We start from the raw sequence: 14,590 nt of genomic DNA, 5'->3' as shown, positions 1-14,590 counted from the left end.
GGCGCAATGATCGCCCATTCCTCGTCGGTGCTGTCGCTTGCGTACCGCAGACCTCTTCTGTCATGCTCCCGGCGAGCGGTTTCGGTCCAGCCCATGTGATCCCCGTGGTCTTCGCAACCCTCGGTCATTCACAACTGGCTGAAATCGCTCAACTCAATTTTCGGTTGGGCTCTCAGATCTGTGCGGAGCCATGCGGATCGCACTTCAAGCCGGATGGCCTCGCCAGAATTGATTCGCAACTCCAGTCGAAAGCGCGGGTGCTCGGGGCGGCAGCAACTGTCCGCCTTATGATCAGCGCGCTATGTTGATGACCTGTATTTGGGTCATTTCCTTTAGGCCGTCCTCAGCCTGCTCCACCCCAATGCCCGACTGACGGAAGCCGGCCATCGGTAGATGGGGACCAATCGCAAGATGCTGATTCACCCACACAGAACCTGCCTGGACGCGCTCGGCGACACGCGTGGCGGCGTCCAGGTCCGCGGACCAGATCGATGCACCGAGCCCCTGTGGAGATGCGTTGACCGCCGCCACCACGTCGTCGACAGAGGTGTAGGGAACCACGGGAAGGACCGGGCCGAACTGCTCCTCGTCCACGATTTGGTCACCGTCCTTCGCGCCGCGGACGATTGCAGGAGCGATGAAGTAGCCTTCGCGCTCCAGCACGGCGCCGCCAGCGACGTCCAGACCGTCGGCACGCGCGCGGTCGAGGAAAGCCTTTACCTTCTCGAATTGGGCACGGTTTTGAAGCGGCCCGATGCCGTGTCCCTCCATTCCCGGCCCCACCGTCGCCGCCTCCGCGAGCGCAAGAAGCTCGGCGCAAATTGCATCGTGGAGTTCGGCGGGCACGTAGACGCGCTTGATCGCCAAGCAGACCTGTCCGCAGTTCAGAAAGGCCGAACCGAAGATCGCTTGCGCCGTCTGCTTCACATTGACATCGCCGAGCACGATCGCCGGGTCGTTGCCGCCCAGCTCAAGGGTCAGCCGCTTCAGGCTCTGCGCAGCGCTGGCCATGATGCGGCTGCCTGTCGGGGTGGAGCCAGTAAAGCTGATCTTCGCGACGTCGGGATGAGCCGACAAGAACGGGCCCAGATCGTTGTCGTCCGCAATCACGTTGACCACGCCCGCCGGAAAGATGTCACGGCAGAGAGCGCCGATCGCGAGCGCGGTCAACGGCGTCGTGGGTGCCGGCTTCAACACGATCGCATTTCCGGCCAGGACGGACAAACCGATCTTCCACGCCGCCAGCAAAACCGGAAAATTCCAGGCGATGATTCCGACGACGACGCCGAGCGGAACATGCCGGACGATCACTCGCGCGCTCCCGTCGTCTTGAATGACACGCTCCGGCAGCGACATGGTGGCGTAGTGCCGAAGATAGCCCTCCGCCCAGGCGACCTCGCCCGCGGCTTCCGCCAACGGCTTTCCCTGCTCGCGCGTCAGGAGTTCGGCGAGCGCATCGCGATGGGTGGCGATCGCGCCCGCCAACGCCAGCACCTTCGCCTGACGTTCGGTGTGCTTGGTGGCGGCCCATTCCGGGAACGCGCGCTTCGCTGCTGCAACTGCCGCTTCCGCCTGTTCGGCGGACGCGCGCGAGGCGGACCTGAAGGCCTGCCCCGACGCAGGATCGATGACGTCGAGCCGTTCGGCTCCGTCGACGAGCTCGCCGCCGATCAATAGCTGTGCGCTCAGGTCAAGCCCGTTGTGGCCGCCCCCTGCGCAATCGAGAACCGCGTCCATGATTTCCTCTCCTTTTATGCAGCGCCTTTTTGCTTCAGCAGGTCGGCCATCTGTTTGCGCATGACGAACTTCTGGACCTTGCCCGTTACGGTCATGGGAAAGTCCTCGACGAAGCGGATGTGTCGCGGCCATTTGTAGCGGGCGAGCGAGGTGGCGCAGAGCGCCTTGACTCCGTCCTCGTCGAGTGTGTCGTCGCGTCGACGGATCCAGGCGCAGACGACCTCGCCGTAATAATCGTCGGAAACGCCGAAGACGTGTGCGTCCTGCACAGCCGGGTGAGCAAGCAGCGCTTCCTCGATTTCGCGTGGATAGATGTTCTCGCCGCCCCGGATGATCATGTCCTTCAGTCGCCCGACGATCCGAAGATATCCGTCCTCGTCCATCGTCGCGAGGTCGCCCGAGTGCATCCAGCCATCGATGTCGATCGCCTCGGCGTTGCGGTCCGCATCGTCCCAATAGCCGAGCATGCGGCTGTAACCCCGGAACAGCACCTCGCCGCACTCGCCGCGGGGCACGACGCGCCCCTCCAGGTCCACCACCTTCGCCTCCACGAAGTGATGGACCCGCCCGACCGTCTCCACGCGCTGATCGAACGTGTCGGTCGAGGTGGTCTGGAACGCCAGCGGGCTGACCTCGGTCATGCCATAGCCGATGGTGACGTCGCGCATGTGCATGTCGCCCATCACCCGGCGCATCAATGGTGCAGGACACGGCGCGCCTGCCATGATCCCGGTACGAAGCGTATCGAGTCGGGTGGTGGCGAAGGCGGCGTGGTCGAGCATCGCCAGGAGCATCGTGGGCACCCCATGGAGCCCGCTGCAACGTTCTTCCTCGACGCAACGCAACGTCTCACCGGCGTCGAACGTGGCACCGGGGAACACCATCGTGGCACCCACGGCAAGGCAGCTCAGCACGCCGAGCACCATGCCGAAGCAATGGTAGAGCGGCACCGGAATGCAGAGCCGATCGCCTTCGACCAATCCCATGCGCAGCGCGGAGAAGTATGCGTTGTTCAGGATGTTGTGATGCGTCAGCGTCGCCCCCTTGGGCGATCCGGTGGTTCCGCTGGTGAACTGGATGTTGATCGCCTGATCGGGCTGAAGGACGGCGTCCAGCCGGTTGAGGACACGATCCGATGCCTCGTCCGCGCCGTGCGCGACCTGTTCGAGCGACATGAACCCGGCGTGCGACGGAGTGCCGATCAGAATGAGCCGCTCCAACTGGGGCAGCCGCTCGGACCGCAGGGCCGCGGATGGCGTATTCCCCGCCTCGGGCACCAAATCGAGCATCGTCCGCACGTAATCATGACCCCGGAAACCCTCCGCCATCACGAGCGCGCGACACCCCACCTTGCGGAGGCAGTATTCGGCCTCCGCCTGATTGTAGGCCGGGTTGATCGTGACGAGGATCAGACCCGCCCTGGCCGACGCGAGCTGCGTCACTACCCATTCGATCGAGTTGGAAGACCAGATGCCGATGCGATCGCCCGGCTCCAGACCAAGCGCGAGAAAGCCGCTGGCGAGCCGCGCGACGCGTTCCGCAAGCTCCGCATAGGTCAGTCGCACGCCTTGATGGCGCACGACCACTGCGTCGCAATCGCCGTACGCGGCGAAGGCGTCGGCAAGGGCGTTGCCGATCGTCTTGTAAAGCAGCGGAGTGGCCGACGTCCCGGCGGCGTAGCTTGCTCCCATGATCCTCTCCTGCGATTTTCCATTCGACGGCCGGGCGGTCGCATCGCCGCCCGGCCTTGGTTCGACGCGACTAGAAGCGGCGACGCAGGGTCACGCCCCCGGTCCGCGGCGGGCTGTAATTGCCCTGCACGAAGCCGGCCGCCGCATTGGCGTCGCCGCTGAAGATGTATTGCTTGTCGGTCAGGTTCTTGATCCAGAACACCAGGTCGGTCTTGCCGTCCGCATTCTCATAGGCGATCTGGGTGTTGAAGATATGGTAGCCGGCCTGCGTCAACCAGACCGAGTTGATGTCGTCGTTGAACACCTTGCTGGTGTAGGACCAGTCGCCGCGGAAGACGATGTCACCGTTGATGGCGGGCGAGGGCACCTTGTAGTCGAAGCCCGCATTCGCCGTCCATGCGGGTGAATTGGACAATTTGTTCGTCGGCCGGACCTGAAAGTCGGCTCGAACGAGCGGTGAGAGCGGAAGCAGCTTGATATACTTGGTTTCGAGGTGCGCGAGCGAGGCGTTGAGCGTCAGGCCCGATGCCGGTCGCGCGACGAGCTCCGCCTCGAACCCCTTGATCCGGGCATCGCCACCGTTCTGTGTTCCGGGAGCGAAGTCCTCGATGACGGTGATCTGGATGTCCTGATACTTGCTGGTGAACGCGGCGAGGTTCAGTCGGACACGGTGATCCAGCAACTCCAGCTTCGTGCCGACTTCATAGGTGGTCAGCTTCTCCGGTCGGAACGCCAGCACCTCGGGCCGCGGAGCGACGGTCCGCGCGTTGAAACCGCCACCCTTGTAGCCCTGCGAATAGGAGGCGTAGAACAGCACATCCGGCGTGACCTTGTAGTCGGCGCTGACGTGCGGCGACACATTGGAAAAGGTGTTGGTCACCTGTCGGAAGGGAACGGTGCGCACGCCCGCGAAGGCGCCCCCCGCAGCCGGATCGTAGATGAAGTCGGGCAGAAGCGACTTCTTGTCACGCGTATAGCGGATGCCCCCGGTGATGGTGAGTGCATCGAGGAGCTGATAGGACGCCTGTCCGAAGAACGCATAGCTGGTGTTTTCCGCGGTCGCCTTGAGGATAACGGTGCCGATCGAGGGCGGCAGGGCGCAGCGATAATCGTCGACGGCATCTTCCTTGAAATAATATGCGCCTACGACGTAGTTCAGCTTCTTCTCGGCGGCATCGCCCAGGATCTGACCCTCCTGCGAGAATTGCTTCTGGCGAAAGTTGCTGAAGCAATCGGCGATCTGCAGGGGGGAGTTGTCGGCGTCGCGGTTGAACTCGCCATTGACCTTGCGAAACGCGGTGATGGACTTGAACGTCAGCGCATCCGCGACCTTGTATTCCGCCGTCCCGGCGAAGCCCGTCACGTTCAGCTCGGTCCCGTTCGGCCCGGTCTGGAATGTTCCGCGCTTGTTGCCGGGCGCGACGACCCAGCGACTATCGTACAGCACGTTCCGGCCATAACCGGGCACGTCGATCCGCGCAGCGTCGACGGCATTGTAGGCTGCGGTCAACGTGCCGTCGAGCGGAACGGCGAGTGCGGTCGATGCGACCGTCGCTTCTCGGATGCGGGATACGTCGGCGGTCAGGTACAGGCTGAACCTGTCGCTCGGCTCGTACTCGACCGCCAGCCGTCCCGCGCCGCGGTTCAGGTCACCGGGCGTGCGGGCGCTACGATTGTTGTGGGCGGGCGGCGGATACTGGGCGGCAAGCAACTGGTCCCATCCGTCGGCACGCTTGTAGCCGAAGCTGAGCTTCGTGCGCAGCGTGTCGGTGATCGGCATGTCGAGACCGCCACGCACTTCCATGCGGTTGTAGTTGCCGTAGGTCGCCTCGAGCGAGCCTTGCGACGTTGCGGCTGGGCGCTGGGTGGTGATGTTGATCGCGCCGCCGATGGTGTTGCGGCCGAACAGCGTTCCCTGCGGCCCGCGCAGGACCTCGATCCGTTCGATGTCGAGGACGTCGAGCACGCCGCCGATCGAACTCGACATGTAGACGCCGTCGATATAGGTTCCGACGCCAGGATCATCGGTCACCTGATAGCCCGACTTGCCTACCCCCCGGATGAAGACGATCGCCGCCGACGACGAGCCGCTGAGCGGCGCGGTGGAATCGAACTGAAGGTTCGGAGTATAGGCGGCGATGCCCGAGATGTCGGAGACGTTGCGGTCCTCCAGTGCCTTCGCCGTGAAGGCAGTGACTGCGATCGGCGTGTCCTGAAGGTTCTGTTCACGCCGTTGCGCCGTGACGACGATGTCGCCCAGGCTCTCATCCCGCGCGGGGGATGCCGATTGCGGCGGCGTTTCCGCATTGGCGGACGCTGCCTGCGTGACCGGAGCACTTTTCACCTGCGCGGCCGCTAATCCAGGAATACCGACTAAGGCGATCATGGCCGAGGAACAGGCCCATAGGTGACACCGCTTCATGTATAATCCCCCGTTTTGTTGTTTCGCCTTTCAAGCAACAGCGTGGGCAATCATCTCCTGAACCGAGATTATCTTTTCTCTTGGTTTTGAATTTTCGCTTCCTCGCGAAACTTCGACGTGATCAATCGCTTTCCACCCCGCGAAAGAAATGGCGGTCGCGATATTGATGGGACAGTCTGCGATATCTCGATCGACATGATCGAGGGCAGGAAGATCGGCCATCAGGCTCGTGATCGTTTCCACCGCATCGGCCCGGTTGGTCCCGATCGTCCCACTCGCTCCCCGCTTGATCCAGCCGGCGACGTAGAGGCCGGGAATGACCCGCCCGTCCTGATCAAGAGCCCGCCCCGCCTCGTGCCGTACCGCTGCACCATCGGGCCGCAGGGCAAGTCCATCGACCAGCGTCGCCCGGCTTCCAACGCAGGTGACGACAAGATCGGCGGGCAGCTCGATCTCCTCCGTCCCGGTCGTGGCGACACCACCCACGACCGGACCGCGGAGGAAGCGCACCGCGCAGACGCGACCATCCATGCCGGTAATCTTGATCGGACGCAGGCCGAAGGCGAAGTGACAACGACGGCCCGCTTCGCGCAACTCCGAGGGAAATCCCGCAAAAAGCGACGGCACAGGATCCGACGGCGGTACGTCGTAGTTGCCCCGATCGGCAGTCGCCGAACATCCGGGCAGCGACCCGAACTCGCGCAGTTCCTTTTCGGTACACCGCGCCTGGCTGGGACCGCCACGGGCGGCAATGGTAATGGACTCGATGCCCGAGCGGTACAGCGCATCCAGGGCGTGCGCGGCGATGTCGGTTCCCGCAAGCGCCTGAGGCTCCTTGCCGAGAATGCGGGCAACATCGAGGGCGACGTTGCCGAGGCCGATGACGATGGCGTTCTTGCCACGAAGCTCCGGTGCGAGCGCGTGCCGTGCCGGATGACCGTTATACCAGCCCACAAAGGCGAGGCCGCCATGAACCCCGGCCAGTTCCTCCCCCGGAATCTCGAGCGGCCGATCCCGCTCCGCCCCGCAGCAGACGACGACGGCCGTATAGGCCGCCCGAAGCTCCGCGATCGTGACATCGCGGTCGATCTCGACATGGCCGAAGAACCGGAATCCCGGCATCTGCGCGATGCGATCGAAAACCGCCGTGACCTGCTTGAGCTTGGGATGGTCAGGAGCGACGCCGTAGCGGACAAGACCATAAGGCGTCGGCAGCTTGTCGAAGAGGTCGACATGGTGCCCAGCCTTCAGCAGCGCCTCCGCCGCGTAGAAGCCGGACGGGCCCGCCCCGATGATCGCGAAGCGCGAGGTCATTTGCCCAACTCGGCCCGCCGGGGCTCCGCGGTGGGCAGCGGCGGCAGCGGGCCGGACAGCTTCGGGAGGACCGCAGCGCGCTCGCGATTGATCTCGATCCAGTCCTGCTTGTCTTCGGGCAGGTTGAACTCATCATCGATCGCGCCGACAGGGCATTCGGTCACGCAACCAGCGCAGTCGATGCAGGCAGCGGGATCGATGTAGACCATCCGCTCGTCGACGTGAAAGCACTCGACCGGGCACACCTCGACGCACTTCGTGAAGCGACAATCTGTACATGCATCGGTGACGACATAAGCCATCTCAGCAGCGCTCCACCGCGACCAGATTGTCGGAAAAGGTCGGGGCGTTGCCGAGGTCGGCGTAGCGCGTGGACGTCAGCGCATGGACCGTCGCATTTCCGCGAGCGAGGCTGCGCCAATAGCCGACGGGGGCGACGACGACGCCAGCACGGATGTCATCGCTCACGATCGCCAGCGCTTCGAAGGCCCCGCGGTCGTTGTGTACCCGGATCCGGTCGCCGCTGGAGATGCCCCGTAAAGTGGCATCGTCGGGATGCAGGGTGACCGCCTGCTCGCCCGCTTGTCGACGTTGCTGGGGGAGGTTGCCGAAGGACGAGCTCAGGAACGCATGGCTTTTCGGCGTGATAAGGCTGAGGGGATATTTCGCCGCCAGTTCGGCGTTCGTCTCGCGCGATTCCCGGGGCGGAATATAGTGTGGCAGCGGATCGACCGGCTCACCGCTCTGTTGCCCATCATAACCCTGACGAAAAAGGGCGACGACGAAGTTGCCCTTCTCGGCAATGGACGATTTGAGCTCGCACTTGCCCGAAGGCGTCGGGAAATTGCCTTTGGCATGTGGCGCGTAATCGTCCGCCGACGGCAGATTGAGACGAGCGTAGCCGTCGCGCTTGAGACGTTCGAGCGTTATCCCATCCATCACCGGCGCGGTCCAGTCGAGCGCCTCGGCGATCTGCTCCTTGTCGCTGCGGCGGAATACGGGATCGTCGAAGCCCATCGCCGCCGCGAGCCGGCGGAACAGCTCGGTATTGGGAACGGCCTCGCCCAGAGGAGCGACGGCAGGATTGTTGTAGGAAAGATAGAAGTGCCCCCAGGAGAACATGATGTCCTCCTGTTCGGCCTGGGTCGTCGCCGGGAAGACGATGTCGGCGTACCGGGCGGTGTCGGTCAGAAAGTGATCGCTAACGACCGTGAACAGGTCTTCGCGCTCTAGGCCCCGTACAACGTTGGCCTGCTCCGGTATCATCACAACCGGATTGGCGTTATAGACCATCAGCGACTTAATCGGGGTCTTCAGCGCCATCTCGCCGGTCAGCGCCGCACCGAGTTTCCACTGGTTCAGGACCTGCGGCTCCTCTGGAATGAGGTCGGGCCGCATGAACGCGCCCCAGTTTACCGGGAAGACCCAGAGCGGCAGTTGGAGAAGACCGCCGCCGGGCTTGCGCCAGCTACCCACGAGAGCAGGAATGCAGGAGATCGCACGCACGGCTTGGCCGCCGCCGGTCTGGCGCTCGATGGCCACGCCTATCCGGATCACCGAGGGTTGGGTCTTCGCCAGCCCCTCGGCCAATTCCTTGATCGTCTCCACTGGCAGGCCGGTGATCTCGGCGACGAGTTCCGGAGGATAATCGTTGGCGCGCTGCTCCAGCTCAGCAGCGCCGACGGTATAATTCTCCACATAGTCACGATCGATCAGGCCGTCGCGGAACAGCAGATGGATGATCCCCATCGCCAGCGCGCCATCTGTGCCGGGGCGGATCGGAACATGGACGTCGGCCATCCGCGCGGTGCGCGAGCGATAAGGGTCGATCACGACCACCTTCGCGCCTCGCTTGCGCGCTTCCTCGATGAACGGCCAGTGGTGCGAGTTTGTCGTCAGCGTGTTGCACGCCCACAGCACGATGTAGCGCGAATGAACGAAGCTCTCGGGGTCGACGCCGGCGGTATGGCCGATCGTCATCGTGTAGGCCGTGCACGCGCCAGAGTCGCAGAAGGTGCGCTCCGACACCGTCGCGCCCATCTTGCTGAAGAGGGCGTCGCCGACGGTTAGTCCGTTGAGGATGCCCTGGGTGCCAAGATAGCTGTAGGGAAGGATCGCCGAAGCACCATGCTCTGCGATGATTCGCTTCCATTCAGTCGCGACTCGCGTCAGCGCTTCGCTCCAGCTGATCTGCCGAAATTTGCCGCTTCCCTTGGGACCGGTGCGCAGCAACGGGTACAGGACGCGGTCGGGGCTGTTGACCTTATCCTGGTAGTTGTTGACCTTCGCGCAAAGCCGACCCCGCGTGAACGGATGGTCTGGATTTCCTTTGACCGACAACACCTTGCCGCCAGAAACACCATAGATCATCGAGCAAGTATCGGGGCAGTCCTGAGGGCAGGCCCCGATGATCTTTTCCTCAAGCATGTTGCCCTCCTGTCCAAGTTAGGAAAGGTTGCAGCATACTGGCTGCAGGAATCTTGCCAGCGACTGCGGATTTTTTTACGTTTCTTGCCACAAGCCGTGGGAGGGGTGGTTCTGGAATGCTAAGCCGTCATGGTGGCGGCGGGATGACCGACATGCTCGTACATGGCCATGGAGACGCGAAGTACCGGACGGGCCGGCGACTGACGTCGAATGTCGACTGGTCGTCGCTTCGCGTGGAGTGCTGGCGACACGAGGCCGGTCGTTTGAACGACGTTCATCTGGACTGCACTGAAGTCGCCGTGCTCATGGCCGGGCAGCTTCAGGTGCGTCGAACCGGTAACGGCGAAACGCAGGAAGCCTATGGCAGACCGGGCACCGCCTGGATCTGCCCGGCCGGCACAACGGAAACGGACATCCAGCTATCCGCGCCGATGGAAGAGGTTGTCCACATCTTCGTACCGGCGACCTTGATGGAGGAGACGGCGCTGACCGCCTATGACATCGATCCAGGAATGGTGCGCCTTGGCTATGCCGGCGGACTTGACGATGCGCTGCTGGTCCAGGTCGCAGCGACGTTTCGCAGCATTCTGGAACGCGGCATCGAAACGACCGACCGGCTGCTCGCGGACGGAATGCGCGCCGCGCTCGCCGCCCATCTCGTCAGCAATTACAGTGCCGAGCGCTGGCAGCCCAAGGAACCGCGCCTCGGCCCGGCGCTGGAGCCGGTGCGACTGAAGCGCGTCCTCGACTATATCGATGCCCATCTTTCGCGTGAGCTGTCTCTGGACGAGCTCGCGGCAGAGGCCTGCCTCAGCCAGTTCCACTTCGCACGCCTCTTCCGTGATGCCACCGGACTCACCCCCCACCGTTTCGTGACGGAGCGGCGCGTCGCGGTCGCGAAGGAGCGACTTCGCGCCGGACGCCTGCCGCTGGCGGAGATCGCGCTCTTAACCGGCTTCGGTTCGCAGTCGAACTTTAATCGCGTGTTCAAGCGTGTAGCAGGATGCTCACCGGGCCAGTTCCGACGGTGAGTCCAGGAGCCACCCCGCGCGAGGTGCCATGTGCGGCCTCTCTGACCTTCGACGAAGCGTTCGCGCTGATGATGTCGCAAGTCGATCCACTGGAGATCAGAGAGGTCCCGCTGGTAGAGGCTTTCGGTCATTTCCTTGCCGACGCTGTCGTCGCGAATGTCGACGCCCCGCGCCGCGACGTTGCAGCGATGGATGGATACGCGGTTTTCGGCGATGGTATGCAATTCGAGGTCGTCGGCACCTCTTTTCCTGACTCACCCACCCCGCCGCCGCTTAAGCGTCATGAAGCTTTGCGCGTCTTCACGGGTGCTCCCGTTCCCTCGGGCGCTGATCGCGTGGTCGTCCAGGAGTCGACATCGGGCGACGGGCGAACGGTTCAAATCCTTTCGCCAAGCCGGTGCGGCAGCCACATCAGGCGCGCCGGATCTGACTTCCCTGCCGGGTCGGTGTTGATTGAGCCAGGACGCGCGGTATGCGCGAGGACGATCGCCGTCGCCGCCGCCGCCGACCGTGATACGATCCGCATATGGAGACGCCCCCGAGTGGCCGTGCTCACGACGGGAGATGAGTTAGCGCCGGCGGGAACGGCTCGTTTGACGGCGAACGCCGTTCCAGACAGCTTAGGACCGGCCCTGTCCGTGGCTATTGCGGCTTGGTCAGGCGTCTTGGTGAGCGCATCTCGGATCGCCGACGACCAGAGGTCCATGTCCCTCGCCGCCAAGCAGGCCGTCGGGAGTGCTGACGTGGTCGTCGTGGTCGGAGGGGCTTCCAAGGGGACCAAGGACTTGGCCCGTGCGTCTCTCGCCGCTCATGGGCTCGTGCCACTGTTCGCGGGCGTCGACATGAAGCCGGGAAAGCCCGTTTGGTATGGCGCTGTAAACGGTCGCCACGTTTTGGGCGTCCCCGGCAATCCGACTGCGGCGATGACGGTGGCACGATTATTCCTAGCGCCACTCCTGCAACGCCTCGGCGGTCATGCATTTCCGAAGCTGCCTTGGCGAACAGCAACTCTCGTGGATACGGCACCGGCTTCGGATCGCGAGCAGTTCCTTTGCGGGAAGAGGACTCCACAAGGCGTTGCCCTGATCTCGCACCAGCGAGCGTCCGCGCAAGCCACATTGGCGGATGCCGATGTGCTCGTCAGAATTCGGCCGGGCAAAGCCAACCCGGCAGGAAGCATCGTCGAATACATCGACCAGTAGCTGCGGATGTTGGTACGACGTAACGCTACCCGCCCGTCACGCTCATGTGACGGTCAACCGCGGGTGCCAACCCGCGCTCAATACGAAAGTCGTGCCGCCGGGGTTTGATGGTCATGGCTCTGTCCACCGCCTCGTCCAACTTTCGAACGCCCCCCTCGCGCAACGCGGACCTCAAATCCACGTGGTCATCATGCCCGAGGCACGAGTACAGCTTGCCCTCAGTGGTCAATCGCACGCGATTGCAGCCATCGCAAAAGTTCGCTGTAAGCGGCGAGATAAGACCAAGCCTGCTGTTGCTGTCCCCGACACGCCAGTAGCGCGCCGGACCGCCAGTTCTATGTTCGTCGCGAGAGAGGGTGAAGCGCCGACTCAGCGAATCAAATACCCGCGTCAGGGGAACGAAGCGGTCGGTCCTATCCTCGTCGATAACGCCGAGAGGCATGGTCTCAATCAAGGAAAGATCGAGGTCGTTCGCCACGCACCACGCGAGCATTTCGGGCACTTCGCCCTCGTTTAGGTCCTTCAGCACCACCATGTTGATCTTGACACGAATGCCCGCGCTTCGAGCCGCAGTAATACCACTCACGACGTCCGACACGTTCCCATGCCGAGTGATGTAACGAAAGCGTTTGGCATCGAGGCTGTCGAGGCTGACATTGATCCTCACAATGCCCGCGTCGCGCAGCGCGTCCGCGTGTTCGGCAAGCTTGGTGCCGTTCGTCGTTATGGTCAATTCGTCGAGCCCCACTCCCACGTGACACCCGAGCCGCCGGATAAGGCCGAGGACATCACGGCGCACAAGCGGCTCCCCTCCTGACAGACGGATCTTGCGCACGCCGCGCGCGATAAAACGCTCGGCGATAATCGCAATTTCATTTAGAGGCATGACGGCGCTACGAGGCAGGAACGTCATCTTCTCTGCCATACAGTATCGACACCGCAGGTCGCAGCGATCGGTCACTGATATCCGCAAGTAGCGGATCGAACGACCGTGGGTGTCGATCAGCGAGGTGGCTCGTTCTAAATCATTCATCTAATGGAGGCTAGGGCGGGCGTCCTCCGAGACAATGCGCGAAGCCGAACTTGCGCAGGTTTCGTCAAAATCATAGCAAGCAATGTCTTTGGGACGGCTTCATCCTCATCCATCGCTATAACGGTGACGCTGTCCGGGTCCCGGTAGGATGCCCGCTTCATACGGGCCAGTTGGGCGTGACGATGCACGGAAAGCCGGAAGGTCGCCGTGAACTGCCGGTGGAAGTGGTATTCGAGAATGCTGCGACACCGCTCACCGCATCTAGAGTCTGTTATGAACCTGAGGTGAACCGCCCCGGGTTTGCCGGAGGCCGTGGGTTGTGAGTTACGCTGCCATATCCAGGTTCTCCGCGGCAGCATAATATTGCTCTTCGGCTTCGGCAGGCGGGATGTTGCCGATGGGCGCCAGCAGCCGGCGATGGTTGAACCAGTCGACCCATTCGAGCGTGGCGTATTCGACGGCTTCAAAGCTGCGCCACGGCCCACGCCTGTGGATCACCTCGGCCTTGTAGAGGCCATTGATCGTCTCGGCCAAAGCGTTGTCGTAGCTGTCGCCGACGCTGCCAACCGATGGCTCGATCCCGGCTTCGGCGAGGCGCTCGGTGTACTTGATGGACACGTATTGCGACCCCCGGTCGCTGTGATGGATGAGACCGCCCCGATGGGCCGGCCGGCGATCATGGAGAGCCTGCTCCAGGGCATCGAGGACGAAGCTGGCATGCGCCGTTCTGCTCGCCCGCCACCCCACAATCCGCCTGGCGTAGGTGTCTATGACGAAGGCGACGTAGACGAAGCCCGCCCAAGTCGCGACGTAGGTGAAATCCGACACCCACAGCATGTTCGGCGCTGGCGCGTAGAACCTGCGGTTGACGTGATCCAGCGGGCACGGCGCTGCCTTGTCGCTCATCGTCGTGCGAACCGGCTTGCCCCGGATCACGCCCTGTAGGCCCATGTCGCGCATCAGCCGTTCCACGGTGCAGCGGGCGACCGGGAAGCTCTCGCGCATCATCTGCCGCCACACCTTGCGCACGCCGTAGACCGCGAAGTTCTCGGCGAATACGCGCGCCACTTCGGGTTTGAGAGCCTGATCCCGCTGCGCCCGCGCCGACAGGCGCATTGGATTTCGTCGTTGCGCGACATGCTCGAAATACGTCGATGGGGCGATCGGCAAGACGCGGCAGATCGGCTCGACCCCATAGGCTTCACGGTGATCGTCGATGAAGGCGATCATCGCCGGAACGGGCGGTCGAGCTCCGCCTGGGCAAAATACGCGGACGCCTTGCGCAGGATCTCGTTGGCCTGGCGCAACTCACGGACTTCGCGCTCCAACGCCTTCATCTTGTCAGCGACCTCGGTCGGAACGCCAGCGCGCTTGCCGCTGTTCACCTCCGCCTTCTTTACCCACTCATGCAGCGTCTGCGGAACGCAGCCAATCTTCTCCGCAATGGAGACTACCGCTGCCCATCGCGATGGGTGATCGCGCTCGTGATCCAGCACCATCCTTACCGCTCGCTCGCGGACTTCAGGCGCAAACTTGTTCGTCGTCTTGCTCATACAGGCTCCACCTTCTCAGGAGTTGGAGCCTCCGACAAACCCGGGGCGGTTCAGCAGCGACGTGGTGGTGCGCTTGCGGGCGTTCATTTCCGCCTGCACCGCCTCGAAGTCACTGTCATCGACGATGCGGAGGTCCGGGACTGCCACCTCGATCCACTCGCTGGGGTCTCGAAGCTGATA

The 14,590-nt window shown here is 63.2% G+C and carries 10 protein-coding genes, 1 pseudogene and 1 other annotated feature; of the genes and pseudogenes, 2 read left to right on the top strand and 9 right to left on the bottom strand.

Features of this window, described 5'->3' with window-relative positions:
• The 7 genes and pseudogenes from ABDV78_RS18630 to ABDV78_RS18600 all read right to left on the bottom strand — a co-directional run.
• Positions 1 to 95: pseudogene (locus ABDV78_RS18630) on the bottom strand (IS5/IS1182 family transposase); the annotation flags it as partial.
• 196 nt (positions 96 to 291) lie between these two features.
• On the bottom strand, positions 292 to 1,737 hold the full coding sequence (locus ABDV78_RS18625; protein ID WP_343528960.1) for an aldehyde dehydrogenase family protein: 1,446 nt from the start codon (positions 1,735 to 1,737) through the stop codon (positions 292 to 294).
• A 14-nt stretch (positions 1,738 to 1,751) separates the two neighbouring features.
• Positions 1,752 to 3,428 carry an AMP-binding protein gene (locus ABDV78_RS18620; RefSeq protein ID WP_343528959.1) on the bottom strand — a complete coding sequence of 559 codons (1,677 nt, stop codon included), beginning with the start codon at positions 3,426 to 3,428 and terminating at the stop codon, positions 1,752 to 1,754.
• A 70-nt stretch (positions 3,429 to 3,498) separates the two neighbouring features.
• Entirely contained in the window at positions 3,499 to 5,772 is a 2,274-nt protein-coding gene (locus ABDV78_RS18615; RefSeq protein WP_343528958.1) for a TonB-dependent receptor, read from the bottom strand.
• Between the two features lie 108 nt (positions 5,773 to 5,880).
• Complete coding sequence (locus ABDV78_RS18610; protein ID WP_343528957.1) at positions 5,881 to 7,164, bottom strand: FAD-dependent oxidoreductase; 1,284 nt, start codon at positions 7,162 to 7,164, stop codon at positions 5,881 to 5,883.
• Positions 7,161 to 7,466, bottom strand: a complete 306-nt coding sequence (locus tag ABDV78_RS18605; RefSeq protein ID WP_343528956.1) for a 4Fe-4S dicluster domain-containing protein — start codon at positions 7,464 to 7,466, stop codon at positions 7,161 to 7,163. The genes ABDV78_RS18610 and ABDV78_RS18605 overlap by 4 nt, the downstream gene beginning before the upstream one ends.
• Position 7,467: 1 nt before the next feature.
• Complete coding sequence (locus ABDV78_RS18600; protein ID WP_343528955.1) at positions 7,468 to 9,591, bottom strand: molybdopterin oxidoreductase family protein; 2,124 nt, start codon at positions 9,589 to 9,591, stop codon at positions 7,468 to 7,470.
• Between the two features lie 143 nt (positions 9,592 to 9,734).
• Between ABDV78_RS18600 and ABDV78_RS18595 the strand changes: the two genes are divergently transcribed.
• Positions 9,735 to 10,622: an AraC family transcriptional regulator gene (locus ABDV78_RS18595; RefSeq protein WP_343528954.1), complete on the top strand. Its 888-nt coding sequence runs from the start codon at positions 9,735 to 9,737 to the stop codon at positions 10,620 to 10,622.
• The gene (locus tag ABDV78_RS18590; protein ID WP_343528953.1) at positions 10,595 to 11,824 is read left to right on the top strand and encodes a molybdopterin molybdotransferase MoeA; all 1,230 of its coding nucleotides are present in this window, start codon (positions 10,595 to 10,597) and stop codon (positions 11,822 to 11,824) included. Before ABDV78_RS18595 ends, ABDV78_RS18590 begins: the two co-directional genes overlap by 28 nt.
• A gap of 25 nt (positions 11,825 to 11,849) precedes the next feature.
• Here ABDV78_RS18590 and moaA read toward each other — a convergent pair whose 3' ends face one another.
• Both moaA and ABDV78_RS18580 read right to left on the bottom strand, forming a co-directional pair.
• On the bottom strand, positions 11,850 to 12,857 hold the full coding sequence (gene moaA, locus ABDV78_RS18585) for a GTP 3',8-cyclase MoaA (protein WP_343528952.1): 1,008 nt from the start codon (positions 12,855 to 12,857) through the stop codon (positions 11,850 to 11,852).
• A gap of 324 nt (positions 12,858 to 13,181) precedes the next feature.
• Positions 13,182 to 14,410 (bottom strand): IS3 family transposase gene (locus ABDV78_RS18580; protein ID WP_343528951.1). Its coding sequence is split into 2 segments (ribosomal slippage): positions 13,182 to 14,122 and positions 14,122 to 14,410, totalling 1,230 coding nucleotides; the frame shifts between segments, so codons are not numbered across the junction.
• Positions 14,013 to 14,129: a sequence feature (AL1L pseudoknot), on the bottom strand. It overlaps the preceding gene by 117 nt.
• Positions 14,411 to 14,590: the final 180 nt, after the last annotated feature.

The sequence above is a fragment of the Sphingomonas sp. genome (assembly GCF_039594485.1).
GTDB lineage: Bacteria > Pseudomonadota > Alphaproteobacteria > Sphingomonadales > Sphingomonadaceae > Sphingomonas.
This window is presented reverse-complemented; position numbering and strand designations above follow the sequence as displayed.